Origin of the sequence: Sphingomonas glacialis (assembly GCF_014653575.1) — a bacterium.
GTDB lineage: Bacteria > Pseudomonadota > Alphaproteobacteria > Sphingomonadales > Sphingomonadaceae > Sphingomonas > Sphingomonas glacialis.
Map to the genome: position 1 here is coordinate 784,136 of NZ_BNAQ01000001.1, position 25,655 is coordinate 809,790.

Sequence of the window (25,655 nt, forward strand, 5' to 3'; positions counted from 1 at the left end):
GCGGTGGGGGCTTTATGCGGCGGCGCGCGCTGGCCTGAGCCGACCGACCAGCGCCGCAACGATCGCGGCAAGCACGGCGATGGCCGCTGCGACATAGCCGACCGTACCCAGCCCGAGATGCTGGATCACCGACCCGCCGATGATCGCGCCGAGCCCGATCCCGGCATTCGCCATCGACACGTTGAGCGTGCCCGCAAGCGCCTGCGCATGGCTCGCCGACTGCATCACGCGGACCTGGCAGATGGGATAGAGCGCCGTATTGGCGATCCCCCACACCGCAATCGCCACCGCGAGCCAGAGATGCGAGCCCGCCACCAGCGTCGTCGCCGCCATGCCGATCGCGAGCACGAGCGCCGTGACCGCGGTCACCATCAGCGGCCCACGCCCGACGAATTGTCCGCCCAGCCAGTTGCCACCCAGCCCGACGACGCCGAAGCCCATCAGCCACCAGCCGACTTGCCCGACCGGGATCTTCGCGATCTGCTCGAGCGTGTCGGCGAGATAGGTATAGGCGGTGAACATCGCGGTAAAGACGATCACCGACAGCACGACATTGCCGAGGAAATACGGGTCCTTGAGGATCCGCGCCTGCTCGGCGAGTTTCACGCGCGCCGGCCGCGCCAGCGTCGGCATCACCACGAACAGCAATACCGCCATCACCAGCGACAGCCCCGCCAGCCCCCAGAACGTCCCGCGCCAGCCGAACGCGGTCGAGGCGAGCGTGCCGATCGGAATGCCGAGCACCATCGCGCCCGAAATCCCGAGATAGACATTGGCGACGGCTCTGCCGGCCTTTTCGGGCCCGGCGAGCTCGCCCGCAGTCTCGCTCGCCGTGCCCCAGAACACCGGCAGTGCGAGCGCTGGAAGGAAGCGCGCGAGCCCGAGGATCCAGATGTCGGGCGCGGCCGCGGCAAGCGCGTTGGCGCCGGCGAAGATCACCAGGATCGTGACGAACAGCCGCTTGCGCTCGAAATGCGAGAGCAGTGCCGTCAGGAACGGCCCCGCCAGCATCACCGTGAAAGCGAACAGCGTAACGAGTTGACCCGCGGTCGAGATCGAGATCCCGAGATCGCGCGACAGGCTCGGCAGCAGCCCGACGATGATGAATTCGGTCGTCACGATCACGAACGCCGAGACGGCAAGCAGCAGCACCGCGAGCCCGCGCCCCGCCGATGGGACCGCGGGCGGCGCTGCGAGATGGGGATGGACGACGGACGACATGGGCAGCTCCTGTTCAGCCGCCTCTAACGCGCGACGGAAAGTTCAGTCGCACGGCGTTTTTTCCATTATGGTGCGACAGAAATTCCAGAATGGAGCTAGGTTTGATCCCGTCCGAACGTCTCAAGGGCATCGAAGCATTTGTCTGCGCGGCCGATGCCGGCAGCTTCACCGCCGCCGGCGCACGCCTCAACCTCACCAACTCGGCGGTCAGCAAGAGCGTCGCGCGGCTCGAGGCGCGGCTCGGCAGCCGCTTGTTCGACCGTACGACGCGCCGTCTCGCCTTGACCGACGCCGGCGCGGCCTTTTACGAAACCTGCGCGCGCGTGCTCGGCGACCTCGCCGACGCCGAGGCGGTGCTCGCCGCGCAGCGCTCCGAGATCGTCGGGCGGCTCAAGCTCGACGTGCCGGTGGCATTCGGGCGGATGCAAGTGATGCCGGTCTTGCTCGCCTTCGCAGAACAGCATCCCGGCGTGCGCCCGGTCGTCACCTTCACCGATCGCGTGGTCGACATCATCGAGGAAAGCGTCGACGTCGCGATCCGGATCGGCGGCTCGGAGGTTTGGGCGGACAATCTCGGGCACCGCTATCTCGGGCGCGAGCGCGTGATCTTCTGCGCGGCGCCCGGGTATCTTGCGCGCCGCGGCACGCCGGCTTCGGTCGAGGCGCTCACCGCGCTCGACTGCATTCTCTACGGCCGCGCCGACGGCAGCACGATCGCATGGCGCTTCGCCGATACTGCGGGCGCGATCGAACAGCGGACGATGGACGGGCGGATCGTGCTCGGCAGCGCCGAGGCGCAGGTCGGCGCGGTCAAGGCGGGCTTCGGGGTCGCGCAGCTGGCGACCTGGCTGATCAAGGACGAGCTCGCGCGTGGCGAACTGATCGAGATCCTCCCCGAACTGGCGACGATCGGGCTGCCGCTGCATCTCGTCTGGCCGCGCAGCCGCCAGCTCAGTCCGAAGGTCGATGCGCTGATCGAGGCGCTGACCGCCGGCCTCGAGATCGCCTGACCGGCATCCTGGCGAAAAAAAGGGCGACCCGAGGGCCGCCCTTTTCGCTTCACGTCTCAGACGATCCTCATGCAGCCGTCGGCGGCGCATCGACGAACACCGTCCACAGCCGCGCGATTGCCTTGTTGGGCTCGGCCGCGACCTTGGCGAGCGTCGTCTTGGCGGCGGCACGATCTCCCGACAGCGCGAGCGCCATCCCGAGGTGGAGGTTGTTGCGGTCGGCGTCGGGTGCGCCCTTGGTCTCGCACAGGCGGTACATCTCGATCGCCTTGGCGTAGTTGCGCGTGCCGAAATAGGCGTCGCCGGCCTGCTGCGCGAGATCGCCCTTCGGGGCGCCCATCGCGTTCTTTTCCTTGATGGCGAGCGAAGAACTGCCCGCGATCCCGGTCTTGGCGCGCGTCTGCAGCTCGGTCGCGGTGATGTTGCCCTTGGGGATCACGCCCGACGCGAGACCCTCGTCGATCACGGTCTTGGCTTCGTTGGGCAGGCCGATCGTCAGCGCGGCATCGGCATAGTCGATATATTCGCGCTGGCCGGCCTGGCTCTTGGTCGCCCACAGCAAGCGGAACAGATCGATCCGGTTCTTGCTGTACTTGACCGCCGCCGGGCCCTGGAAGCCGAAGGTGTAGATCGCACCGCGCCAGTTCGGCGCCGTGCCATATTCGGTCAGCCAAGCTGCGGTCCAGGCATCGGCCTGTTCGGTCAGGCCGGCCTTGGTCAGACGCGTGAAGGCATATTTATACCAGGCCTCGGGCGCCTTGCGGCCAGCGGCCTTCTCGGCTTTCACTGCAGCTTCGAGATCGGCGGTGCCGCCAGCGACGTCGCCGGCTTCGACCTTCGAGCGCGCGATGTTGAGCTGGAGGTCGGCATCGGTCGCGCCGAGCTCGCGTGCCTTCATATAGTCTTGCGCCGCCAGCTTATAATCCTTGGTCGCAAACGCGAAACCGGCGCGCTCGTTATAGCGAATGCCGAGTTCGGTCTTCGGCGTCGCGGGATTGGCGATGATCGCGTCGAGCGGCGGGGTCAGCGCGGCGACGCGCTGGGTTTCGGGCTGGCCGGCGGTCTGCGCATTGATCAGCGCGAGGCGCAGACCCGAGGCGAGGTACTTTTCATAGTCGCTCTTGGCAGCGGCATCGAGCGCGTCGAGCGACGCTGCTGCCTTCACCAGATCCTTCGGGGTCGCGTTCATCGCGGTCTGCACTTCGACCGCGGCAGCGCGCGCTTCCTTCGACAGGCTCGGCGCGGCCGCATCGGCGGCCTTTTCCTTCTTTGCGGCGAAGGCGGGGGCGACGAGCGCCGCGCCGTTCATGCCGACGACAAGCGTGGCAGCCAAAGCGATTTTCGAGACCATCTTCATTGTCGAACTCTCCTCTTGCCGCGCGGCCGCGCGCGGCGGATTGCTGCCGCCGCTCTAACGCCGCGGGGTATACCGTCAAGCGACGGCAGTAGTGTCACCGCGACTGAACACCGCTTGAACCCGATATATCCCTGACGCGAGACTCTTTGACGCATTCGCGGCGGAAGCTTAACGGCGGGGCGATGATCGCCTTGCTCTCCCCCGCCAAGACGCTCGATTACGAGAGTCCCCTGCCCGCCCTCACGCCGACGACGCCGCGCTTCGTGGCCGAGGCCGAATCGCTCGCCAAATCGGCGGCGAACCTGTCGCAGAAACGGCTGTCCGAGCTGATGCATATCTCGCCCAAGCTCGCCAAGCTCAACGCCGACCGCTTCGCCGGTTTCGCCGATGCGCCCGAGCGCCCCGCGCTGTTCGCCTTCGCCGGCGACGTCTATACCGGCTTTGAGGCGCAGACGCTCGACGAGCCCGCGATCGCCTTTGCGCAGGATCATGTGCGGATGCTGTCGGGGTTGTACGGCCTGCTCCGCCCGCTCGACGCGATGAAGCCGTATCGCCTCGAGATGGGGACGCGCTGGGCACCACGCCGCCACAGCCTGTACGAATGGTGGGGCGACCGCATTGCCGCCGCGGTGCGCGAGGAGGTCGCGGACGAGGGATCGGGCGTCGTCCTCAATCTCGCCAGCCAGGAATATTTCGGCGCGGTGCTCGGCAAGCTCGACGGCGTGCGCGTCATCGACGTCGATTTCCGCGAGCCTGGCCCCGATGGCCCGCGTTTCGTCAGCTTCCACGCCAAAAAGGCACGTGGACTCGTCGCGCGCTGGCTGTGCGAGCATCGTATCACGGAGATCGACGACATGAAGGGTTTCGACACCGACGGCTATCGTTTCGACAAGGCCGAGAGCACGGCCGACCGCTGGCGGTTCGCGCGGTCATGAGCGGCGCGGCCGTCATCATCGGCGCCTCGGGCGGGATCGGCGCAGCGTTCGAAGCGGCGCTGATCGAGGAAGGCGCGTACGACGTCGTCCACGGTTTCGCGCGGTCGCGCACCGGCGCGCAGCATCTCGATCTGACCGACGAGGCGAGCATCGCGGCAGCGGCAGCGCACGTCGCCAAGGGCCCGGCTCCCACGCTGGTGATCGTCGCGACCGGTATCCTCCACGCCGACGCGCGTGGCCCGGAAAAGGCGCTGCGCGAGCTCGATCCGGCATGGCTGGCGCGCGTCCACGCGATCAACGCGATCGGCCCGGCACTCGTCGCCAAGCATTTCTTGCCGATTACACCCAAGACCGGCCGCAACGTCTTCGCGGCCTTGTCGGCGCGCGTCGGGAGCATTTCGGACAACAAGATGGGCGGCTGGCACGGGTATCGTGCGTCGAAGGCCGCGCTCAACATGCTGGTGCGTACCATCGCGATCGAGGAAAAGCGCCGCAACGACCGAGCCATCGTCGTCGCGCTGCATCCGGGCACGGTCGACACCGCGCTGTCCAAGCCGTTCCAGGGCAATGTCCAGCCCGGCCGGCTGTTCGACACCGAGCGCGCCGCGCTGCAACTGCTCGACGTGATCGAGGAATTGAAGGCGCCCGATACCGGCAAGCTGTTCGATTTCGAAGGCAAGGAAGTGCCCTTCTAAGCCAACGGGGTGCTCTCCCGCCCGTTCGCCCTGAGCCTGTCGAAGGGCGCCGCTCCCCAAGTGCCGGTGCAAGCGGGGCTTCGACGGGCTCAGCCCGAACGGTATAGGAGCCGCCGCTCCATGACGAACTTGTCATCGTCGACCCATTGATATGGTCGCAAATCGGCCGCATTCTCCCGACCATCGCGCATAACGCTCGAAGGTTTTTGAGGGGACCGTCATGATCAGACACGCATTCGCCGCCATCGTCCTGCTGTCGGGCAGCGCCGCACTCGCGCAGACGCCCGTCGCGACCAAGACGACCACCAAGACCACCGTCGCCAAGCCAGCCGCCGCGCCGACGACCAAGACGATGGTGACCACCACCAAGACCACGCCGCCCACCACGGCGGTCAAGGCCACCACCGTCGCACATTCGCGCACCACCAAGACCACCACGACAGGCGGCCGGATGGTCCAGGCCAAACTCGCCAACGGCAAGACCGTCACCTACAATTGCTCGCTGCCGGGCAACAAGACCAAGAGCGCCTGCAAATAACGCTCTCCCCACCCCTGCGCCCCCATCCGGGACATGCGCAGGGGTGGCATTCGTCGCCGTGCTGGGCTAGGGTTGTCGCAATCCCGTAACACAGCCGAAGGCACCGAAAATTGACCGACGAGACCGTGCTCGCCGACCCTTCCGATATTGCGCCGATCTCGATCGTCGACGAAATGAAGTCGAGCTATCTCGACTATGCGATGAGCGTGATCGTCGCGCGCGCGTTGCCCGACGTTCGTGACGGCCTGAAGCCCGTCCACCGCCGCATCCTGTGGTCGGCGAGCGAAAGCGGCTTCGTCTACAACCGCCCGTATCGCAAATGCGCGCGCATCGTCGGTGATGCGATGGGTAAATATCACCCGCACGGCGACAGCTCGATCTACGACGCCTTGGTCCGCATGGCGCAGGACTGGTCGATGCGCGTCACGCTGATCGACGGCCAGGGCAATTTCGGCTCGATGGACCCGGATAAAGCCGCGGCAATGCGCTACACCGAGGCGCGTCTCGCCAAGGTGACGAATTCGCTGCTGGAGGACATCGACAAGGACACCGTCGATTTCACGCCGAACTACGATGGCTCGGAGCGCGAGCCTTCGGTCCTCCCCGCGCGCTTCCCCAACCTTCTCGTAAATGGCGCCGGCGGCATCGCGGTCGGCATGGCGACCAACATCCCGCCGCACAATCTCGGCGAAGTGATCGACGCGACGCTCGCGATGCTCGACGCCAAGACCGGTGCGCGCGAGGCGCTCACCACCGAGGAACTGCTCGAGATCGTCCCCGGTCCCGATTTCCCAACGGGCGCGATCATCCTCGGCCGCTCGGGCGCACGCTCGGCCTATGAGACCGGCCGCGGCTCGGTGATCATCCGCTCGCGCTACGTCGTCGAGGAAGGCCGCGGCGATCGCCGCTCGATCGTGCTGACCGAGATCCCCTACCAGACCGGCAAGAACGGCCTGGTCGAGAAGATCGCCGAAGCCGCCAAGGACAAGCGGATCGAAGGCGTCAGCGACATTCGCGACGAATCGAGCCGCATGGGCGTGCGCATCGTCATCGACCTCAAGCGCGACGCGACCCCCGACGTCGTGCTCAACCAGCTGTGGCGCCACACCCCGGCGCAGTCGAGCTTCCCGGCGAACATGCTCGCGATCCGCGGCGGCCGTCCCGAACTGCTCAACCTGCGCGATATCCTCGAGGCGTTCGTCGGCTTCCGCGAGGAAGTCATCACGCGCCGCTCGAAGTTCGAGCTCGCCAAGGCGCGCGAGCGGGCGCATCTGTTGCTCGGCCTCGTCATCGCGGTCAGCAACCTCGATGAAGTCGTCAAGATCATCCGCGGCTCGTCGAGCCCCGCCGCCGCGCGCGAAGCGTTGCTCTCGCGCGACTGGCCGATCGCCGACATCGCGCCGTACATCCGGCTGGTCGAGGCGGTCGATACCGAGGTCACTGGCGCGACCTATCGCCTGTCCGAGCTGCAAGTCCGCGCGATCCTCGACCTGCGCCTACATCGCCTGACCGCGCTCGGGCGCGACGAGATCGGCAACGAGCTCCAGGGTTTGGCCGATTCGATCGCCGAGCTGCTCGAGATCCTCGCCAACCGCGCGAAGCTCTACGCCGTCATGCGCGAAGAGCTGGTCGCGGTCCGCGCCGAGTTCGCGACGCCGCGCAAGACCGAGATCGCCGCTGCCGCCGACGGCATCGACGACGAGGATCTGATCGAGCGCGAGGACATGGTCGTCACCGTCACGATGCAGGGGTACATCAAGCGCACCACGCTCGACACATTCCGCGCCCAGGCACGCGGCGGCAAGGGCCGCGCGGGTATGGCGACCAAGGACGAGGACGCGATCACGAATCTGTTCGTCACGTCGACCCACACGCCGGTGCTGTTCTTCTCGACGCTCGGCAAAGTCTACCGGATGAAGGTCTGGAAGCTGCCCGAGGGGGGTGCTGCGACACGCGGCCGGCCGATGATCAACCTGCTTCCGCTGGCCGAGGGCGAGGTCATCTCGACCGTGCTCGCGCTGCCCGAGGACGAGGCCGAATGGGCCAAGCTCCACGTCATGTTCGCGACCGCGAACGGCAGCGTGCGCCGCAACTCGATGGACGCCTTCGCCAACATCCCGACCGCGGGCAAGATCGCGATGAAGTTCGAGGGGATCGACGAAGACGATCGCCTGATCGGCGTCGCTTTGCTGAGCGAAGAAGACGACGTCCTGCTCGCCACGCGCGCGGGCAAGGCGATCCGCTTTGCCGCCCACGAGGTCCGCGAGTTCCAGAGCCGCAACTCGACCGGCGTTCGCGGCATGGCGCTCAAGGGCGACGACAAGGTGATCTCGCTGTCGATCCTCCACCGCGTCGGCGCGACGCCCGACGAGCGCGAGGATTATCTCCGTTTCGCGCCGTGGAAGGGCGAGCGCGAGGGCGAGCCAACGATGGAGGCCGCGCGCTATCAGGAGTTGATGGAGCGCGAGCAGTTCGTGCTGACCGTTTGCGAGAACGGCTATGGCAAGCTGTCCTCGGCCTATGACTATCGTCGTACTGGCCGCGGTGGCCAGGGCATCACCAATATCGACAACATCCCACGCAACGGCCTCGTCGTTGCGAGCTTCGCTGCGACCAAGGGCCATCAGCTGATGCTCGTCACCGACCAGGCGAAGGTGATCCGCACCACGCTCGGCTCGATGCGCGTGATCGGCCGCAACTCGGCTGGCGTGAAGCTGTTCGATGTCGGCAAGAACGAGCATGTCGTCTCGGCCGCGCGGATCGAAGAGTCCGAAGGCGATGCCGAGGCCGACGTCCGCGACCTGACCGCGGTCGAGATCGCGCCTGACGACACCGCCGATACCGGCGACGATCTCGCCGCCGGCCCGGAGAATGGCGAATGAGCGACTTGCCGCTGACCGCGTACAAGGTGCTCACCGCCGAGCAAATGGCGACGCTGGAGCAGGAGGAATCCTTCGCCGGCGCGCCGGTCGATCTCGCCGACGGCTACATCCACCTCTCGACCGCCGAGCAGTTGACCGAGACGGTCGACAAGCATTTCGCCGGGCAGAGCGATCTGCACGTTGCTGCGGTCGATCTCGGATCGTTCGGTGCGGGCCTAAAATGGGAAGAGTCGCGCGGTGGCCAGCTCTTCCCGCATCTGTACGGCGGTCCGCTGCTGCTCGAGACGGTAATCGCCTACGGCCCGCTCGAGCGCGATGCCGACGGCAAGGTCAAGCTGCCCGTCGCCGGCTGAGCGCAAGGCTCAACCGCGCATCGCCACCGCTTTGGTGAAGGTGTTGAGGTTTGGCAGATAGGGATTGCTGCGAACGACGGCGAGCGGCGCGATCGGCTTGTGAAAGTTGACGCCGCACGCGGTGCCGTCGCTCCAGACCACGGTACCGACGACTTCGAGATCCTTGGCCAGCAACAGGACTTCCTGGCCGCGCTGCGGCAAATCGTGCCCGCGAACGCACGCGCCGACGCAGGAAATATCAGCGATCTCGATCGCAAGTCGCTGGCGATCGACGATCACTGTACCGGCAAAGCGAGTCGGGTACCGCTGCTCACGCCGCGCCGTCTGAAGCTCCTTGATGCTGCGCACGCCCATAATCCTGTCTACTCGGGTATTGGCCCTCGACCGATAACAGACGCTACGCAGCTCTGTTCCTAAGATTGATGCTTAGCAAAGTATGACGACACTTTAAGCGAACAGATCGATGACTTCGGCATCCGCCGCTTCGGCCTCGAGCAGCAGCGTGCGATGGCAATGCCGCGGGTCGCGCTCGAAGCACAACAGGGCGCTCGGCTTTTCCGCCGCGAGTTCCAGCATCTGCGCGGTTTGCGCCTGCGCTTCGGGCAGGACGAGCTGTTCGGCATAGACCGCCTCGAGCGTCGCGACATCGCCCTTCTTGGCAGCATCGCGCCCACGTTTGGGGGTGCCGAGCGCTCTCAAATGGACATAGTCGATCCCTGCTTCGGCGAGCGACGCCGCAAGCGACGTCTTCGAAAATCCCGGCCGGCGCGACAAAGGCAGCGCGCGGACGTCGATCACGCGGGCGACGCCCGCACGAGTCAGCGCATCGATAAACGCCGCCATCGTCGTGGCTTCATACCCGATCGTATAGATCTTCATCGCAACTCCTCGTCCGCTATGTCGGGACGAAGCGCCGCGCGATCAATGCGTCCGCCGCGATGCCGCGGCTCAGCGCGCGGCGTGTTGCGCGGCCCCCGACGCCGCAAGCAGCGCCTGTGCCCGGGTCTTTTCGGGTGAATCGTACCCGCCATAGAGCACTGGGATCAGCACTTGCCGGGCGAGATCGGCATGCCCCTGCCGCACCAGCTCCTGCGCGAGCAGCAGCCGCGGCCCGGGCGCGGCGGGGACTTCCTGCGTCACCTTGACGAGCCCTAGCATCGCCTGGTCGGGCACAGGCTCGCCCGCCTCGGCATAGCTGTTGAAGAAGGCGAGCAACGGGAGCGGCGTATCGTTGTCGATCCGCAGCGCGCGGACGATCGGCACGCGCGCCGCTTTGAGCGCGGCCACGCGATCGGCCGTCGGGCCTGCCAGCGCCTGATGCGTCAGCGCGATTCCCTTCCACGCGAGCGCGCGGATGTTGTCGGGAGCCCTGGCAAGCACGCGCTCGGCCGACTCGAGACAGGCGGCATTCTGACCAGCGCGGCACTCGACCTCGGCTTGGGTCAGCAATGCCTCGGGATTATACGGCAGATCGGCCACCGTATCGTGCAGCCGTGCCACCCATCCGCTGTCGGCCGGCGCGGCGGCAAGCCGGGTCCCTAGTTCGAGCCGCGCCTCGATCACGGCGGCGCTGCTGCGCGGCACGACGTTGATCGACGGATCGCCGCCCGGTGGTGGCACGGCGTCGGCGCGGGCATATTCGGTGCCACGCTCCTGATAGATGTCGAGATCGTGCTGGAGGCGGCTGAGATCGCCGAACACCTTGGCCGCCTCGGCCATCGGCACGCCCTGCCCGATCGCTGCCATATAGCGTTGAAATTGCGCGCTACGCTCGGGCTTAAGCTGCGAGAACAGGAAGAAATGCGTCAACAGCCAGGCATGATACGGCGTCCAGCGCATCTTGCCCGTATCCCCCTGGAGATATTCCCCGGTTATGATCGGCTTCACGCGCAGCGGCCCATAGGCATTGAACACCTGGCGGTAATCGAGCGGATCGCGCGCATAGTCGACCTTGCCGTCCCGCCGCACTTCGAGCGTCGAGAACAACGCGCCGACCCCGTCGAGATACCAGCGCGGATAGGCGGCTGGCACGTAGGTCAGCAGGAAATGCTGCGCGAACGCCGAATAGAGCACCGCCTCCCATCGCCGCGCAATCGGCGCGCGCGCCATCGCGCCCATCATGCTCGTCCCGCCGCTCGCCTCGTCATTGGTCGACGTCGACCCATCTTCGAGATCGCGATCCTCGGCGAGCGCGGTGGAAAGCTTGATCACTTGATCGGTCCGCGCGACGGCGAGGACCGGACCGTCCTCACGCGGATCGTAATAGCGCTCGCCCGCAAAGGTCGTCGCATACGGGCCTTCTTCGGAGCGCAGGTTGCGAAGCTTCATCGCCTTGAAGAAATCGGCCGAGTCGACGAGCGTCACTTGCAGCTTCACCGTGTCGTCGGCGGCGTTGGTCCGGTGATAGAGCCGCGCCATCAACGCATAGAGCCGCTCGAGCGTGTTGGTGACGCGCTTGAGTTCTGCCTCGCTCCCCTTGCTCGTGACGATGACATGCGCCGACTCGGCGCGACGCCATGCGCTCGGCGTATCCGACAGCCCTTGGACGACGATGTCGGGCCCGGTCTTGGCCTGGACCGGCGGCTGTTGTGCCGCGCCGGGTGCCGCGACGCCCCACCATATCACCGCTGCAGCAAGATACCGGCCGATCGCCATGACACGACTCCGTAGGGGGCGGCTTTCGACCGCGAGGAACATTCTCCGAGCGCAACCATATCGCGCGGCGGAGGCGAGCGGTAGAGGCAGAGCGCGCTAAGTCCCGAATTTCATGCGTGAAGTTTCTGTCATCTCGCGAACGCATTGCTGTCGACGCGGGGCCGCCAAGCGCTCCGCACGCACGGCCTTTGCCACCCCGCCCCGCGCCCGCTATCAGCCAGCGCATGACACACGACGTACACATTATCGGCGGAGGCCTTGCGGGCTCCGAAGCCGCCTGGCAGCTCGCCGAGGCCGGCTTCAAGGTGAAGCTCTCCGAAATGCGCGGATCGGGCGAGATGACCCCGGCGCACCAGACCGATGGGCTCGCCGAACTCGTCTGCTCGAACAGCTTCCGCTCGGACGATGCGACGAGCAATGCGGTCGGGCTGATCCACCAGGAAATGCGCACGCTCGGCTCGCTGATCCTGCGCGAGGCGGACGTCCACAAGGTGCCCGCAGGCTCGGCGCTCGCGGTCGATCGCGATCGCTTTTCCGACGGCGTCACCGCAGCGCTCAGCGCGCACCCCAATATCACGATCGTCCGCGAACGCGTCGACGTCCTGCCCGCCGAGGGGCTCACGATCGTCGCGACGGGTCCGCTCACCGAGCCAGCGCTGGCCGACAATATCGGCGGCGCGACCGGCAAGGATGCGCTCGCTTTCTTCGACGCGATCGCGCCGATCGTCCATTTCGACAGCATCGACATGGAGACCGCCTGGATGGCGTCGCGGTGGGACAAGGGCGATACGAAGGATTACATCAACTGCCCAATGACGAAGGACGAGTATCTCGCCTTCCACACCGGGCTCATGGAAGGCGAAAAGACCGAGTTCAAGGAATGGGAGAACGTCCCCTATTTCGAGGGCTGCATGCCGATCGAGGTCGCGGCGTCGCGCGGCGTCGACACCTTGCGCTACGGACCGATGAAGCCGGTCGGGCTCGACGATCCTCGGACCGGGCGCTGGCCCTATGCGGTGGTGCAGTTGCGGCAGGACAATGCCTCGGCCACGCTGTGGAACATCGTCGGCTTTCAGACCAAATTGAAGCATAGCGAGCAGGTCCGGCTGTTCCGCACGATCCCCGGATTGCAGAATGCCGAGTTCGCGCGATTGGGCGGCTTGCACCGCAACACCTTCATCCGCTCGCCCGAACTGCTCGATCCGACGCTGCGGCTCAAGGCGCGCCCGAATATCCGCTTCGCTGGACAGATCACCGGCTGCGAAGGCTATGTCGAAAGCTCGGCGATCGGATTGCTTGCGGGGCGCTTCGCCGCGGCCGAGCTCGGCGGGGCCGCGATGACGCCGCCGCCGGTCGAAACCGCGCTCGGCGCGCTGCTCCACCACATCACCGGCGCCGCTGTCGCCGAGACGTATCAGCCGATGAACGTCAATTTCGGGCTGTTCCCACCGATCGAGGGCCGCACCAAAAAGGCCGATCGCAAGAAAATGTACACCGACCGTGCCCGCGACGCGCTTGGGGCGTGGATGGCAGCGTAACGCCGCCGCTCAACTCTCTTCGGCGTTCGCCGGCGCGTCGTCCTTGGCCGCCGGCGGACAATCGCGCCGCACGCGCGGCGGCTTGCGCTTGACCGCGGTCCTGGCGAATTCGACCGGGGTCATCGCGCCCGATTTGTCGCCATCGGCCGCGGCGAACTTGCCTTCCGCCTTCACCGCCCACTCGTCGAACGCCAGCAGGCCGTCATGGTTGACGTCGAGCTTGGCGAACGCCTTGCGCCGCGCGGCGAGATATTCCTCGCGCGTCACCTTGCCGTCGCGGTCCTTGTCGTAGCGGTCGAAGCGCTTCTGCTCGCGCGTCCTGTCGCTCGCCTCGGGAACGGTATCGGGGAGCGCCGCCGCCGCGCCCGTCGCCTGTCCCTGCCCGACCGGCGCCAGCGGCAACGCGGCGACCGAGCGCGCGTTGCGATTGAACACCAGCATCCCCGCCGCCGCCAGCGCCAAAGCCGCCAGCCCGCCCACCAGATAGCGCCACATATCGTCCCCCCACGATCGTCGCGGCAGGATAACCCTTTCTGGCGCCTTGCGAAAGTCTATCGTCCGGTAATGCGGTGCAACGCCAGTCGCGCGACCCGTCGCGGTGCGCCATGCGGCACGGCGGTATCGAGCGGGACCGCCAGGTCCATCCGTGCAAGCTGCGCGAGCGCGCCGAGCGAGCGCCCGGCGCGGCTCCAGCGCACCGCCGTTGCCGCTGCGATCGCCTGTGAGGCGGAAGTCGCGGCGCGATGCGCGACCGCCGGGTCGCGTACGTGGCGCGCGAGGTCGGCCAGCACCCATCCCTCCCCTGCCGCCTCGACGGGGTCGGCTGGCGCGCCGCCGAGCACGGTCCGCGCCGCGACGAACAAACCGCGCCCCCGCGCTTCGGCATGGAGCTGCAGCGCGGGTCCGTCGATCGCCTCGGCTTCGAGCAGCGCTTCCCACCCATCGATCATCGCGGCGAGCTGCGCGCCGCTAACGCCCTGCGCCACGACATGTTCGGCGAGCGCCTGTAAAACAGGCTGCGCGGGGGGCGGCGCGCTGTCGAGCGCGCGCAGCGCCTCGTGCCACCATGTCAGCCGCATCTGTCCCACCAACGGCTCGCGCGTCGTCCGCAGGATCTGCCCCAGCGTATCGTCGAGCGAGAAAAGCGCGGCTAGCCCCGGCCGCGCGGTCTCGGCCGCATAGGAAAGCGCCAGGGCCCGCTCGGCCGACCTGGCCCGCCCCGCGGTTAACGCACCTTTTACCATCGATCTTGTACCCAATTTAGCCGCCTGTTGTTCAAGGCGGCCCGATCTTTTGTTCAAGGCGTAACCATGTTCCGGCGTATCGCGAAACCCAAAGACGACGTACGACCATTTTTGAGCCGCCTGCGACACGATGTGCGCGGCAACGCCCTGGCGATCATGGCGGCCGCGATGGTCCCGCTGATCGGGTTCGCCGGCTCGGCGATCGACATGGGGCGGCTCTACGTCGTCAAGGTCCGGCTGCAGCAAGCGTGCGATGCGGGCGTTCTGGCCGGGCGCAAGACGATGACCGATACATCGACGACCACAGCGCTCGATTCCACGGCATCCGCGCAAGCGCAGAGCTTTTTCGCCAACAATTTCAAATCGGGTTTCTATTCGAGTACGGCGGTGGCGTTCACGCCGACCAAAGCGGTCAACGGAACGAACTCGACCGTCGCCAACGCGGTGACCGGCAGCGCCACTGCGACGGTACCGATGACGTTGATGACCTTTTTCGGCCAGCCGGCGATAAAGCTGACCGTTGCGTGCCAGGCGGTGTTCGACCTCGCGGATACCGATGTGATGTTCGTGCTCGACACGACCGGTTCGATGTCATGTCAGCCGAGCGATCCGGCGAGCTGCGCGAACGGCGTGGTGTCGTACACGCGCGGCGACCAGACGACCGGCTATTACAACCAGGAAAGCAGCAATTCGAAGATCGAGGCGCTGCGGCAGGCGGTCGTGCTGTTCGATACGACGATGCGGTCCAGCGCCGACGTGACGACGCATTTTCGCTATGGCTTCGTGACTTATTCGTCCGCGGTCAATGTCGGCGGGGTCATTCCGCCGAGCTACCTTCAGAACACAAACTGGACGTATCAGAGCCGGCACGTTCAGGGAGATTACAATTACGGTGCGGCCACGTCGGCCAGCTATACCGGTGTTCCAAGCGCCTCTTGCGTGGGGCCGCAGCGAATGCCGGCGACCGGCTATTCGCGGACCGGGCTTACCTGGACCGATCAAGGCTATTACCAGGCGCGGAATTACTACAACCTTTCGTGGACTTCGGCGAATGGCGGAACGTGTTCCGGCATGCAGCAACCGTTGCGCCCGTTGTGGCGCTATGAGCCGACCACGCTCAATACGAGCGGGCTTGTGTCCAGCCTCAGCACCGGCACCCCCGTCACCAATCCGACCAAGCTCGACGGATCGACGTCGACCTGGCGCGGCTGCATCGAGGAACTCGATACCACGACGGGGTCGTCGTTCAATGTCGCCAATCTGCCCGATGATCTCGACCCGGATATCATTCCCAACGCAACCGCCAACAAATGGCGTCCGCGCTGGCCCGAAGCGGAATGGTTGCGAAACACGATTGGAGCGCAAGACGTCAAGGACGATGCGATCGTCGAGGACAGTACCAACGCGTACTACAACCTCAACTATCGCCCGGGCGGTTATATGGACAAATTGGGCTCGTCGGCATGCGGTATGCCAGCCCAGCGGCTGAAGGTGTGGACCGCACAACAGGTCAACGACTATGTCTACAATGTCGATTTCAAGCCGTTCGGCGGAACGTATCACGATGTCGGGATGATCTGGGGAACGCGCATGCTGGCACCCGCCGGCGTCTTCGCCAGTGACACGGCAGCATGGCCGGGCCGCAAGGATCCCACGCGCAATATCGTGTTCATGACCGACGGCACGATGTCGCCGAGCCAGACGTCCTACGGACAATATGGCGTCGAACAGTGGGACAATCGTACCGGCGGAGCGGGCAATTCGACCACCGACTACAACAATCATACCGCGCGCTTCCGCGTGGAATGCGATGCCGCCAAGAAGCGCGGCATCACCATCTATGTCGTGGCAGTCGGCACCGGAGTTACGACCGACCTGACCTATTGCGCCTCGCCGGGGCAGACGTTCCAGGCATCGAGCAAGGATGATCTGACCAAGGCCTTCAAGAGCATCGCGCAACGCATCGCGCAGCTTCGGATCACGCAATGAGGATCGTGCGTGAAGCGCGGCGCGTCGTGCGGATCGTCCGCGACACGCGCGGCGCGACGATCATCGAATTCGCGGTCGTCGCCCCCGTGATGATCTTGTTGATCATGGGTTTGTCCGACCTGGCCTATCAGGGGTACATCATGTCGATCCTCGACGGGGCGATGCAGAAGGCCGGACGCGATTCGACGATCCAGGGCAACGATACGACCCCGAGCGGCGCCGCGATCGACCAAAAGGTGATGGCGTCGGTCTGGCTGGTGATGAAGAGCGCGACCTATGTCTCGTCGCGCAAGAGCTATTCGCAGTTCGGCAACATCGCGCCCGAATCGTTCCGCGACGATAACGGCAACAAGGTGTACGACGCCGCGACCGAATGCTTCACCGACGTCAACGGCAACAAGACGTGGGACGCCGATCCCGGCGCGTCGGGTCAGGGCGGCGCGAGCGACGTGGTCGTCTACAAGATGACGATCACCTACCCCCGGCTGTTTCCCATGGCCGGCCTTGCCGGCCTTTCGCAAACGGTCACGAATTCATCCACGACCTATCTGAAGAACCAGCCTTATGCCGGGCAGGTCTCCTACACTCCCACTTTGGTGTGCCCGTGATCCATCCCAATCCTATCGCCGCGCTGCGCGACTGTTCGCGCCGGCTCGTCTCTGCCAAGAGCGGGCTTGCCCTGATGGAGTTTGCCCTCACGCTGCCGCTCGTGCTGACGGTCGGCGGATATGGCATCGAATTGTCGTCGGTCGCGCTGACGAACATGCGCATCAGCCAATATGCGCTCAATCTCGCCGACACGACGTCGCGTCTCGGGCTAGACGCCGGCGGGGGCGTGATCCAATTGCGCGAGGCGGACGTAAACGATGCGTTCCAGGGCATTCGCCTCGCCAGCACCGCGCTCGATCTGGCCACGAACGGGCGTGTCACGCTGTCGAGCCTCGAGAACACGAAGCAGACCTACGACACCGCCTATGTTCAGCGGATCCATTGGCAGCGGTGTTTCGGAAAGATGAGCGGCGTCAATTACGACTCATCCTATGGCACGACCAAGGCCACCGATGGGACGAGCAACACCGCAGCCAACGCCGGAACCGTGACGTCCGCGGGCATGGGGCCAGTCGGCGGCAAGGTCAGCGCTCCGCAAGACAATGCGGTGATGTTCGTCGAGATCAACTACAATTACAAACCGCTGTTCGGCTCGATGTTCGTCGCCCCGCAAGTCATTCGCTATACCGGATCGCTGCTCGTCAGAGACAATCGCGACTATCGTCAGATCTACAATCCAACTCCAGCCGCGACCGCCTCCACCTGCGACAAATATACGAGCTGATCCGTATCCGGGGCTGATCAGCCCCGGTACGTCACCTGCTTCACCGCCGCGACGATCTTGTCGGCGTTGACCAGCATCAGCTTTTCGAGGTTCGCCGCATACGGCATCGGCACGTCCTCGTTGGTTACGCGCAGCACGGGTGCGTCGAGGTCGTCGAAGCCCTGCTCCATGCACAGCGCCTGGATTTCGGACGCGATCGAGCAAGTGGGCCAACCCTCCTCGGCGACGACGAGGCGGTTGGTCTTCTTGAGGCTCTTGAGCACCGACTCGGTGTCGAGCGGACGCAGCGTGCGCAAGTCGAGCACTTCGGCGTCGATGCCCTCTGCGGCCAACTTCTCGGCGGCTTCGAGTGCCAAGCCCACGCCGATCGAATAGCTGACGATCGTCACGTCCTTGCCCTCGCGCATGATCCGCGCCTTGCCGATCGGCAGGACATAGTCATCGAGCTTGGGCACCTCGAACGTGCGGCCATAGAGCAGCTCGTTCTCGAGGAACACGACGGGATCCTCGGTGCGGATCGCCGCCTTGAGCAGCCCCTTGGCGTCGGCCGCGTCATACGGCGCGATCACGATCAGGCCGGGGACGCTCGCATACCACGGCGCATAGTTCTGCGAATGCTGCGCGCCGACCCGGCTCGCCGCGGCGTTCGGCCCGCGGAACACGATCGGGCAGCGCATCTGGCCCCCCGACATGTAGTTGGTCTTGGCGGCCGAATTCACGATGTGATCGATCGCCTGCATCGCGAAATTGAAAGTCATGAACTCGACGATCGGGCGAAGCCCGCCCATCGCCGCGCCCGTCCCGATGCCGGCAAAGCCATATTCGGTGATCGGCGTGTCGATCACGCGCTTGTCGCCGAATTCTTCGAGCAAGCCTTGCGTGACCTTATACGCGCCCTGATACTGCGCGACTTCCTCGCCCATCACGAAAATGCGCTTATCGGCGCGCATTTCCTCAGCCATCGCGTCGCGCAAAGCTTCGCGCAACGTCAGCGTGACCATCTCGGTCCCCTCGGGGATCGCGGGGTCGCTGACTTCGGCCTTGTGCTTGGCGGCATCGGCCAGTTGCTGCGTGCCCGTTTCGGCCTGCTTGGGCGCAGGCGTCGCCTCGAGCTTTTGCTCGGGTGCAGGCGCAGCAGCGGCCGGCTTGGCTTCGCCGCCAGCGTCGGGCTCTTCGCCCTCGGCGGTCAGCGTCGCGATGACGGTGCCGACCTTCACGTTATCGGTGCCCTCGGCGACGAGGATCTTGCCGATCGTCCCTTCGTCGACGGCTTCGAATTCCATCGTCGCCTTGTCGGTCTCGATCTCGGCCATGATGTCGCCCGACTTGACGACATCGCCTTCCTTGACGAGCCATTTGGCGAGCGTGCCCTCCTCCATCGTCGGGGAAAGCGCGGGCATCTTGATTTCGATGGGCATCAGTACGTTTCCACCAGAATGTCGGTGTAGAGTTCGGCAGCCTCGGGTTCGGGCGCCTGCTCGGCAAAGTCGGCGGCTTCATTGACGATCTTGCGGATCTCCTGATCCACCGTCTTGAGCTCCGCCTCGGTCACGCCCTGCGCGTCGAGCAGCTTCTTGACGTGGTCGATCGGGTCCGACTTGTCGCGCACCGCCTGGACTTCGTCGCGCGAGCGGTACTTGGCCGGATCGGACATCGAATGGCCGCGATAGCGATAGGTCTTCATCTCGAGGATGATCGGCCCCTTGCCGGCGCGGACCCAGGCGAGTGCTTCCTCGGCCGCACCGCGGCACGCCAGCACGTCCATGCCGTCGACCTGGATGCCGGGGATGCGGAACGATTCGCCGCGGCGGAACAGCTGGTCCTCGGCCGACGAGCGGTTGACGCTCGTGCCCATGGCGTACTCATTGTTCTCGATCACATAGATGATCGGCAGCTTCCACAGCTCGGCCATGTTGAAGCTCTCGTACACCTGGCCCTGGTTCGACGCACCGTCGCCGAAATAGGCCATGGCGACGCCGCCATCCTCGTTATACTTGTGCGCGAACGCGAGGCCGGTGCCGAGCGACACCTGCGCGCCGACGATGCCGTGGCCGCCGTAGAACTTCTTCTCGGTCGAGAACATGTGCATCGATCCGCCCTTGCCGCGGCTGATGCCCGCGCCGCGCCCGGTCAGCTCGGCCATGATGACCTTTGGATCAATGCCGTAAGCGAGCATGTGGCCGTGATCGCGATACCCGGTGATGACCGAGTCCTTGTCGCCATCGAGGCCCGACTGCAGGCCGACCGCGACGGCTTCCTGACCGATATAGAGGTGGCAGAAACCGCCGATCAGGCCGAGGCCGTACAGCTGTCCGGCTTTCTCTTCGAAGCGGCGGATCAGCAGCATCTGCTTGTAGAATTCGAGCAGCTCTTCCTTCGAGGCCTCGTACGCTTTGGGCTCGTCGGGGCGCTCGCGGTTGGGCACGGGGGGTAGTGCCTTTACGGCAGCGGGGGCTTTTGCCACGTCTGGAAGACCTCATGACCTGGGGAGAGGGACGCCGAGCCTATAGGCGCGATGTTGCGCCGATATCAATCGCCCCTGTCAAAACGATGCGCATCGCCGATGTTTTCCGCCGAACCGCCACCGGGGTAGCGAAAGCGCGTGGCACGCGTCGATCGCGGATCAAGTCCCGGATGACGTGCGAACAGCGCAAGTTTCCACAGGCCAAGCACATCCTCGATTGCCCCTCCCGCATCGCACCGCTTAAGGCAGGGCAAGATGACCGCCGCTCGCCACCCGCTCCGCATCGCACAGTTCCGTTCGTATTGGGCGGCGCGCTTCGCGATGACGATCGCGCAAAATGCGATGATCATCGTGATCGGGTGGCAGACCTACACGATCGCGCGGACGACGATGTCCCCCGCCGGCGCCGCCGCGCAGCTCGGGCTGATCGGGCTGCTGCAATTCGTGCCGCTGTTCGTGACGACGCCGCTCACCGGCTGGGTCGCCGACCGATTCGACCGGCGGCTGATCACGCGCTGCACGCTCGCCTTGCAAGTGGCGTGCGCGCTGATTCTCGCGCTCGTCACCTATTCGGGCGGCATGACGTTGCCGGTCCTGTTCTCGGTCGCGGTGCTGCTCGGGCTCGGGCGCGCGTTTGCGGGTCCCGCGTTCGGCGCGCTCGCGCCCAATCTCGTCCCCCGCGAAGTCCTCCCGACCGCGATCGCGCTGAGCTCGATCTCGTGGCAAGTCGGCACGATCGTCGGGCCGGCGCTCGGCGGCTTTGCCTATGCCGCCGCGCCGTGGGGCGCCTATGCGCTCGCCACGGTGCTGTTCGCCGTCGCGTTGGCGTGCATGCTGACGATCCCGCCGGTGCCGCGCACGATCACCCCGAACAAGGGCAACCCGCTGCGCCAGATCGTCGACGGCCTGGCCTATGTCGGGCAGAACAAGCTGGTGCTCGGCGCGATCACGCTCGATCTGTTCGCCGTGTTCCTGGCAGGGACGAGCGCCTTGCTGCCGATCTACGCGCACGATATTTTGAAGGTCGGCCCGCAGGGATTGAGCCTGCTCGCCGCCGCGCCCGCTGCCGGTGCCTCGGTCGTCGCGCTGTTCTTCTCGTTCCGCCCGATCAAGACCAATGTCGGCCCCAAGATGCTCGGCGCGGTGCTCGTCTACGGCGTGGCCACGTTGGTGTTCGGGCTGTCGCAGATCATGGCGCTGAGTCTCGCCGCGCTGGCGGTTGCGGGCGCGGCCGACATGTTCTCGGTCTATATCCGCCAGTCGCTGATCACGCTGCACACCCCCGACGACAAGCGCGGGCGTGTGGGCGCGGTATCGCAGCTCACCATTTCGGCGTCGAACGAGCTGGGCGAGGCCGAGTCGGGCTTCCTTGCGGCAGCCCTCGGGCCGGTCGGCGCGGTGCTGGTCGGCGGCGGCGGGGCGATTGTCGTTACCATCCTGTGGACGTATCTGTTCCCCAGCATTCGCAACGCCAAGACTTTCGATCTGCCCAAAAGCGCCCAAGATTCCCGCGATCTCGAACTGGAGGCCACGCCATGAAAGCCAACACGATCCTCGACACGATCGGCAACACGCCGCACGTCCGCGTCCAGAAGCTGTTCCCCGGCGCCGAAGTGTGGATCAAGTCCGAACGCTCGAACCCCGGCGGCTCGATCAAGGACCGCATCGCGCTGGCGATGATCGAGGCGGCCGAGCGTGACGGCCATCTCCAGCCCGGCGGCACGATCATCGAGCCGACCAGCGGTAACACCGGCGTCGGCCTGGCGATGGTCGCCGCGGTCAAGGGCTACAAGCTCGTGCTCGTCATGCCCGAGAGCATGAGCCTCGAACGCCGCCGGCTGATGCTGGCATATGGCGCGACCTTCGACCTCACCCCGCGCGAGAAGGGCATGAAGGGCGCGATCGAGCGTGCGCTCGAGCTCGTCGAGCAGACGCCGGGCGCGTGGATGCCGCAGCAGTTCGAGAACCCGGCGAACATCGACGTCCATGTCCACACCACCGCGCTCGAGATCCTCAACGACTTCCGCGATTCGCCGATCGACGTGATCATCACCGGCGTCGGCACCGGCGGGCACATCACCGGCGTCGCCGAACGGCTCAAGCAGGATTGGCCCCACCTCAAGGTCTATGCGGTCGAGCCCGCCGCCTCGCCGGTGATCTCGGGCGGGTCGCCCGGCCCGCATCCGATCCAGGGGATCGGCGCGGGCTTCGTGCCGGCCAACCTCCACACCCAGGCGATCGACGGCGCGATCAAGGTCGATGCGAGCGTCGCCAAGGACATGGCGCGCCGCTCGGCGGCCGAGGAAGGGATGCTCGTCGGGATCAGCTCGGGCGCGACGCTCGCCGCGATCCTGCAGAAGCTGCCCGATCTGCCCGAGGGTGTGCGCGTGCTCGGCTTCAATTACGATACGGGCGAGCGCTATCTGTCGGTGCCGGACTTCCTGCCGGAGAGCTGAGCGCGGTCGCGATACGCGGGCCGGGCGCTTCCCACCGAACGTCACCCCGGGCTTGTCCCGGGGTCCACCGGGATGGACGCACCCCGTCGTTGCTTACGCGGCACGGTGGACCCCGGCACGAGGCCGGGGTGACGGTTGGGGGATCGATGTACCCTTCCGAACCGAACCGGACCGCGGATCGCGCTGACATCGCGCCCATTTCGTATCCGCGCGGGAATGCGCTAAAGGCGCTGGCCCAATTCGGTCAGGAGCCGTTCGTGCCCCCGTTGCCTCTTAATTCCCGGTCTTGATCGCATGACCCTCGTCCGCCCTCCCAGCCCCGCGTTGCGTGCGATCGTCGTGGCGATCGCGACGCTCTCGATCCTCGTCCCGGTCCTGCTGATCCGCTTCGCCCCGCCACTGGTGCGCCACCATGTCGCGCGCAGCGCAGCGCAGCGCGTCGTTCCCGCCGCCGAGCTGCCGCCGGTCGAGCCCGTCGCGTTCCAGGATCTCGACCCCGACGACGCCCGCGCGTTCAACGCGAGCGTACCGTTCGTCGATGGCCCCAACCCCGCCGCGCGTCCGTTCAAGCTCGCCGGCGACCCGATCCAGCGCGCACGCGCGATCGACTGCATGGCAGCGGCCGTGCTGTACGAGGCGGGCGACGATCCGGTCGGGCAACGCGCCGTCGCGCAGGTGGTGATCAACCGCGTCCGCCATCCCGCCTTCCCCAAGACGATCTGCGGCGTGGTGTTCCAGGGCGCCGAGCGCTCGACCGGCTGCCAGTTCACCTTCACCTGCGACGGCGCGCTGGCCCGCCGTGGCTGGCTCGACGTGCAATGGGCGCGCGCGCGCGAAACCGCGACCGCGGCGCTGACTGGCGCGGTGTTCAAGCCCGTCGGCTACGCAACGCATTACCATACCGACTGGGTCGTGCCCTATTGGCAGTCGAGCCTCGACAAGATCGCCGCGGTCAACACGCATCTGTTCTTCCGCTGGACCGGCTGGTGGGGCACCCCGCCCGCCTTCAACCGCCACGTGTCGAACGACGAGCCGCTGATCAGCGCGCTCGCGCCCTATTCCGACGCGCACAAGGACGCCGCAGAGTTGAAGGTGAACGAAGCGCTCTATGTCGACCCGGTCGCCGCGGCGACGCCGCTGCCGGGCGCGCTGCCGGGCGAGGAGAACAGCTTCCTGCTGGTGCTCGACGCGAAGAAGATGACAGCCGACGGCTTCGCCCAGCTCGCCACGCGCACCTGCGGCGACCGGCCGTATTGCAAGGTGATGGGCTGGACCGACAAGACCAAGCTGCCGAGCGCACTGCCCCTCCAGCCAGTGCAGATCGCGGCGCTGTCGTTCAGCTATCTGCGCGACCGAGCGCATGATTACGACAAGGCGCTGTGGAATTGCAGCGAGTTCAAGCGCGCCGACATGGCGCAGTGCATGAAGCAGCAGATCTATGTGCCCGCGCCGCGCAGCGCGGATGGCTTCCGGCTCGAGACCCTGCCCGTCGCGGAGCGCGCGCCGGGGGTTCCGGCGGCGGCCGACGGCTTGGTCGGCGTGCGGCGCAAGGCCGAGGTCGCGCCGGCGGCCAAGGCGACGCCGGTCGCCAAGCCGGGCGCGGTCGCCGAGGGACGCTGAACGCTGGCAGGCGGCGCGCGATGATCGCGAAAGGCCCAGCAGCCTCCCTCGGCGCTACCTTCGCAACGTCCGTCTTCCAACATCCACCATCAGCAAGCTCGAGATCGATGCTGCGCAGCAGATCAGCAGCGCCGTGAAATACGCGACTGCGTAGAGCGGATCACGGTCCCAAACACCCCACCAGACAGTGGCGCGTGAGAGCAGCGAGGGGGCCCACGGCAATCACCGCTGCCGCGATCCATCGCTGCCGGGGAAAGATCATCTGCACCAGCAAGCCAGCGATGAAAGTGGCCGCGAACAACGTCCACGGGTTTAGCGACAAGACCATAGAGGCAACGTTACGCCTTTCTGTTCGCGCCGCAATGTCCGCAATTTGGTCGATGCACGACGGCGCGCTGTTTCGCCCGACAGCTGCCACTCGGCTTTCAGGCGATCCACGCGCACAATCGACGCCGGAAGGGCGAGCCCTACCGATGGCCGGCCGCCGTTCCCGAGAACGATCTTCCACGAACTCCGACACGACCACGCTTTGGAGATTTTTTAGTTCAACTGCACCAGGTGATCGAACTTTAATTCTTTCGTTCTAGCGTCTTGATCGCAGGGATAGGATCGAAGCCGCATGGGACGTCTACTCAGGACCGCGGCAGTGATGATCGCAGCACTCTCGCTAGGGAGCTGTGGATCGACGCGCTCAGGCGGCGCGCTGCGTCTCCGGCACGTCGTCGTCGTGGCAACCGCCGCTGGCGAGCGGACCTTCGACACCGTCCTCCGCCTCGACGGGTACCAGCATTGGAACCAGGCGTTTGGCGGTCCAGGCTGGGGCGCAATTACCTGCAGGCTCACGGGGGACGCCCTTCGCACCACCGTTGGCGACCGCGACTTCCTGTTCCTGCTCTCGAAGCCGGGAGAAACGACGCCGGCCTCGACCCAGATCGACCTCATCAAGACGCACTTCGGGCTGCCCAACTGGACGGCGGACGCGGGTTGGGTCGGGCAGTGGAAGGACCTCGCGGCGAGCCGGCGTGGCGTCGATCTCAGGGGCGCCGAATTGCCGGCCATCGCCGTGATGCCGCACAACGGGTGGGTCAATGATGCGCGTATCATCTCGCTGGAGGAGGCCGAACGCCTCGGTCTACGCGTCATCCGGTATCGGCTGGAGATCACCGGGGAATCCGCGGGTTCGAGCTCGCGGTTGAGCGTCAGATACCGGGGGGCGACGAATAGGACCATGACCGACGTAGGGCGGGAAATGCTCACGGTGACAAACGGCGAGTCTTAAATCCGTGGTCGTTTACCGCGCCTGCTCGCAGCGCGAATCCAGGTGACCGGGGGATTCCTCCCCCGCCACCGCGGGGGAGGATGTTT

Annotated in this window: 23 protein-coding genes; 14 read left to right on the forward strand and 9 right to left on the reverse strand. The window is 66.0% G+C overall.

Annotated features, from left to right (window positions below; genetic code table 11):
• Positions 1-12: 12 nt before the first annotated feature.
• Positions 13-1,221, reverse strand: coding sequence for an MFS transporter (locus IE187_RS03715; RefSeq protein WP_189675145.1), 1,209 nt, complete (start codon positions 1,219-1,221; stop codon positions 13-15).
• Positions 1,222-1,322: 101 nt separating this feature from the next.
• Between IE187_RS03715 and IE187_RS03720 the strand changes: the two genes are divergently transcribed.
• Positions 1,323-2,231 (forward strand): LysR family transcriptional regulator, encoded by a 909-nt coding sequence (locus IE187_RS03720; RefSeq protein ID WP_189675146.1) that lies wholly within the window; start codon positions 1,323-1,325, stop codon positions 2,229-2,231.
• A gap of 67 nt (positions 2,232-2,298) precedes the next feature.
• Here IE187_RS03720 and IE187_RS03725 read toward each other — a convergent pair whose 3' ends face one another.
• A complete protein-coding gene (locus IE187_RS03725) occupies positions 2,299-3,588 on the reverse strand; it encodes a tetratricopeptide repeat protein (protein WP_133189069.1) in 1,290 nt (429 codons plus the stop codon).
• A gap of 182 nt (positions 3,589-3,770) precedes the next feature.
• On the opposite strand from IE187_RS03725, the gene yaaA reads away from it, so the two are divergent.
• The 5 genes from yaaA to IE187_RS03750 all read left to right on the forward strand — a co-directional run bounded on the left by yaaA (position 3,771) and on the right by IE187_RS03750 (position 8,991).
• A complete protein-coding gene (gene yaaA, locus IE187_RS03730) occupies positions 3,771-4,523 on the forward strand; it encodes a peroxide stress protein YaaA (RefSeq protein WP_189675147.1) in 753 nt (250 codons plus the stop codon).
• Positions 4,520-5,218, forward strand: a complete 699-nt coding sequence (locus IE187_RS03735) for an SDR family NAD(P)-dependent oxidoreductase (protein WP_133189071.1) — start codon at positions 4,520-4,522, stop codon at positions 5,216-5,218. The genes yaaA and IE187_RS03735 overlap by 4 nt, the downstream gene beginning before the upstream one ends.
• Positions 5,219-5,438: 220 nt before the next feature.
• The gene (locus IE187_RS03740) at positions 5,439-5,756 is read left to right on the forward strand and encodes a hypothetical protein (RefSeq protein WP_189675148.1); all 318 of its coding nucleotides are present in this window, start codon (positions 5,439-5,441) and stop codon (positions 5,754-5,756) included.
• 110 nt (positions 5,757-5,866) lie between these two features.
• On the forward strand, positions 5,867-8,638 hold the full coding sequence (gene gyrA / locus IE187_RS03745; RefSeq protein WP_133189073.1) for a DNA gyrase subunit A: 2,772 nt from the start codon (positions 5,867-5,869) through the stop codon (positions 8,636-8,638).
• Positions 8,635-8,991 (forward strand): DUF952 domain-containing protein, encoded by a 357-nt coding sequence (locus IE187_RS03750; protein WP_133189074.1) that lies wholly within the window; start codon positions 8,635-8,637, stop codon positions 8,989-8,991. The genes gyrA and IE187_RS03750 overlap by 4 nt, the downstream gene beginning before the upstream one ends.
• A gap of 9 nt (positions 8,992-9,000) precedes the next feature.
• On the opposite strand, the gene IE187_RS03755 is transcribed toward IE187_RS03750, so the two are convergent.
• The 3 genes from IE187_RS03755 to IE187_RS03765 form a co-directional block, all read right to left on the reverse strand.
• A complete protein-coding gene (locus tag IE187_RS03755; protein WP_189675149.1) occupies positions 9,001-9,339 on the reverse strand; it encodes a PilZ domain-containing protein in 339 nt (112 codons plus the stop codon).
• Between the two features lie 99 nt (positions 9,340-9,438).
• The gene (locus IE187_RS03760; protein WP_189675150.1) at positions 9,439-9,870 is read right to left on the reverse strand and encodes a DUF488 domain-containing protein; all 432 of its coding nucleotides are present in this window, start codon (positions 9,868-9,870) and stop codon (positions 9,439-9,441) included.
• A gap of 69 nt (positions 9,871-9,939) precedes the next feature.
• Positions 9,940-11,646: a tetratricopeptide repeat protein gene (locus IE187_RS03765; protein WP_189675151.1), complete on the reverse strand. Its 1,707-nt coding sequence runs from the start codon at positions 11,644-11,646 to the stop codon at positions 9,940-9,942.
• Positions 11,647-11,870: 224 nt separating this feature from the next.
• Between IE187_RS03765 and trmFO the strand changes: the two genes are divergently transcribed.
• The gene (gene trmFO / locus IE187_RS03770; protein WP_189675152.1) at positions 11,871-13,184 is read left to right on the forward strand and encodes a methylenetetrahydrofolate--tRNA-(uracil(54)-C(5))-methyltransferase (FADH(2)-oxidizing) TrmFO; all 1,314 of its coding nucleotides are present in this window, start codon (positions 11,871-11,873) and stop codon (positions 13,182-13,184) included.
• Between the two features lie 9 nt (positions 13,185-13,193).
• Here trmFO and IE187_RS03775 read toward each other — a convergent pair whose 3' ends face one another.
• A complete protein-coding gene (locus tag IE187_RS03775; RefSeq protein WP_133189079.1) occupies positions 13,194-13,679 on the reverse strand; it encodes an EF-hand domain-containing protein in 486 nt (161 codons plus the stop codon).
• 56 nt (positions 13,680-13,735) lie between these two features.
• A complete protein-coding gene (locus IE187_RS03780; RefSeq protein ID WP_189675153.1) occupies positions 13,736-14,428 on the reverse strand; it encodes a squalene/phytoene synthase family protein in 693 nt (230 codons plus the stop codon).
• Positions 14,429-14,539: 111 nt separating this feature from the next.
• Between IE187_RS03780 and IE187_RS03785 the strand changes: the two genes are divergently transcribed.
• The 3 genes from IE187_RS03785 (at position 14,540) to IE187_RS03795 (ending at position 17,750) form a co-directional block, all read left to right on the forward strand.
• Positions 14,540-16,417 carry a pilus assembly protein TadG-related protein gene (locus IE187_RS03785; protein ID WP_229839213.1) on the forward strand — a complete coding sequence of 626 codons (1,878 nt, stop codon included), beginning with the start codon at positions 14,540-14,542 and terminating at the stop codon, positions 16,415-16,417.
• On the forward strand, positions 16,414-17,025 hold the full coding sequence (locus IE187_RS03790) for a TadE/TadG family type IV pilus assembly protein (RefSeq protein ID WP_133189082.1): 612 nt from the start codon (positions 16,414-16,416) through the stop codon (positions 17,023-17,025). Before IE187_RS03785 ends, IE187_RS03790 begins: the two co-directional genes overlap by 4 nt.
• Positions 17,026-17,099: 74 nt before the next feature.
• On the forward strand, positions 17,100-17,750 hold the full coding sequence (locus tag IE187_RS03795) for a hypothetical protein (RefSeq protein WP_133192000.1): 651 nt from the start codon (positions 17,100-17,102) through the stop codon (positions 17,748-17,750).
• Between the two features lie 17 nt (positions 17,751-17,767).
• On the opposite strand, the gene IE187_RS03800 is transcribed toward IE187_RS03795, so the two are convergent.
• A complete protein-coding gene (locus IE187_RS03800) occupies positions 17,768-19,168 on the reverse strand; it encodes a pyruvate dehydrogenase complex E1 component subunit beta (RefSeq protein ID WP_189675155.1) in 1,401 nt (466 codons plus the stop codon).
• Positions 19,168-20,214, reverse strand: coding sequence for a pyruvate dehydrogenase (acetyl-transferring) E1 component subunit alpha (gene pdhA, locus IE187_RS03805; protein WP_133189084.1), 1,047 nt, complete (start codon positions 20,212-20,214; stop codon positions 19,168-19,170). The genes IE187_RS03800 and pdhA overlap by 1 nt, the downstream gene beginning before the upstream one ends.
• 255 nt (positions 20,215-20,469) lie before the next feature.
• On the opposite strand from pdhA, the gene IE187_RS03810 reads away from it, so the two are divergent.
• From IE187_RS03810 to IE187_RS03825, 4 genes are all read left to right on the forward strand, one after another.
• On the forward strand, positions 20,470-21,753 hold the full coding sequence (locus tag IE187_RS03810) for an MFS transporter (protein WP_189675156.1): 1,284 nt from the start codon (positions 20,470-20,472) through the stop codon (positions 21,751-21,753).
• Positions 21,750-22,670: a cysteine synthase A gene (gene cysK, locus IE187_RS03815; RefSeq protein ID WP_189675157.1), complete on the forward strand. Its 921-nt coding sequence runs from the start codon at positions 21,750-21,752 to the stop codon at positions 22,668-22,670. Before IE187_RS03810 ends, cysK begins: the two co-directional genes overlap by 4 nt.
• 294 nt (positions 22,671-22,964) lie before the next feature.
• Complete coding sequence (locus tag IE187_RS03820; protein ID WP_189675158.1) at positions 22,965-24,290, forward strand: cell wall hydrolase; 1,326 nt, start codon at positions 22,965-22,967, stop codon at positions 24,288-24,290.
• Between the two features lie 649 nt (positions 24,291-24,939).
• A complete protein-coding gene (locus tag IE187_RS03825) occupies positions 24,940-25,569 on the forward strand; it encodes a hypothetical protein (protein WP_189675159.1) in 630 nt (209 codons plus the stop codon).
• Positions 25,570-25,655 lie beyond the last annotated feature (86 nt).

Coding starts and splice junctions, on each gene's coding strand:
- IE187_RS03715 (WP_189675145.1), bottom strand. CDS start 1,221: ATGTCGTCCGTCGTCCATCCCCATCTCGCAGCGCCGCCCGCGGTCCCA.
- IE187_RS03725 (WP_133189069.1), bottom strand. CDS start 3,588: ATGAAGATGGTCTCGAAAATCGCTTTGGCTGCCACGCTTGTCGTCGGC.
- yaaA (WP_189675147.1), top strand. CDS start 3,771: ATGATCGCCTTGCTCTCCCCCGCCAAGACGCTCGATTACGAGAGTCCC.
- IE187_RS03735 (WP_133189071.1), top strand. CDS start 4,520: ATGAGCGGCGCGGCCGTCATCATCGGCGCCTCGGGCGGGATCGGCGCA.
- IE187_RS03740 (WP_189675148.1), top strand. CDS start 5,439: ATGATCAGACACGCATTCGCCGCCATCGTCCTGCTGTCGGGCAGCGCC.
- IE187_RS03750 (WP_133189074.1), top strand. CDS start 8,635: ATGAGCGACTTGCCGCTGACCGCGTACAAGGTGCTCACCGCCGAGCAA.
- IE187_RS03760 (WP_189675150.1), bottom strand. CDS start 9,870: ATGAAGATCTATACGATCGGGTATGAAGCCACGACGATGGCGGCGTTT.
- IE187_RS03765 (WP_189675151.1), bottom strand. CDS start 11,646: ATGGCGATCGGCCGGTATCTTGCTGCAGCGGTGATATGGTGGGGCGTC.
- trmFO (WP_189675152.1), top strand. CDS start 11,871: ATGACACACGACGTACACATTATCGGCGGAGGCCTTGCGGGCTCCGAA.
- IE187_RS03775 (WP_133189079.1), bottom strand. CDS start 13,679: ATGTGGCGCTATCTGGTGGGCGGGCTGGCGGCTTTGGCGCTGGCGGCG.
- IE187_RS03780 (WP_189675153.1), bottom strand. CDS start 14,428: ATGGTAAAAGGTGCGTTAACCGCGGGGCGGGCCAGGTCGGCCGAGCGG.
- IE187_RS03790 (WP_133189082.1), top strand. CDS start 16,414: ATGAGGATCGTGCGTGAAGCGCGGCGCGTCGTGCGGATCGTCCGCGAC.
- IE187_RS03795 (WP_133192000.1), top strand. CDS start 17,100: ATGGAGTTTGCCCTCACGCTGCCGCTCGTGCTGACGGTCGGCGGATAT.
- IE187_RS03800 (WP_189675155.1), bottom strand. CDS start 19,168: ATGCCCATCGAAATCAAGATGCCCGCGCTTTCCCCGACGATGGAGGAG.
- IE187_RS03810 (WP_189675156.1), top strand. CDS start 20,470: ATGACCGCCGCTCGCCACCCGCTCCGCATCGCACAGTTCCGTTCGTAT.
- cysK (WP_189675157.1), top strand. CDS start 21,750: ATGAAAGCCAACACGATCCTCGACACGATCGGCAACACGCCGCACGTC.
- IE187_RS03820 (WP_189675158.1), top strand. CDS start 22,965: ATGACCCTCGTCCGCCCTCCCAGCCCCGCGTTGCGTGCGATCGTCGTG.
- IE187_RS03825 (WP_189675159.1), top strand. CDS start 24,940: ATGATCGCAGCACTCTCGCTAGGGAGCTGTGGATCGACGCGCTCAGGC.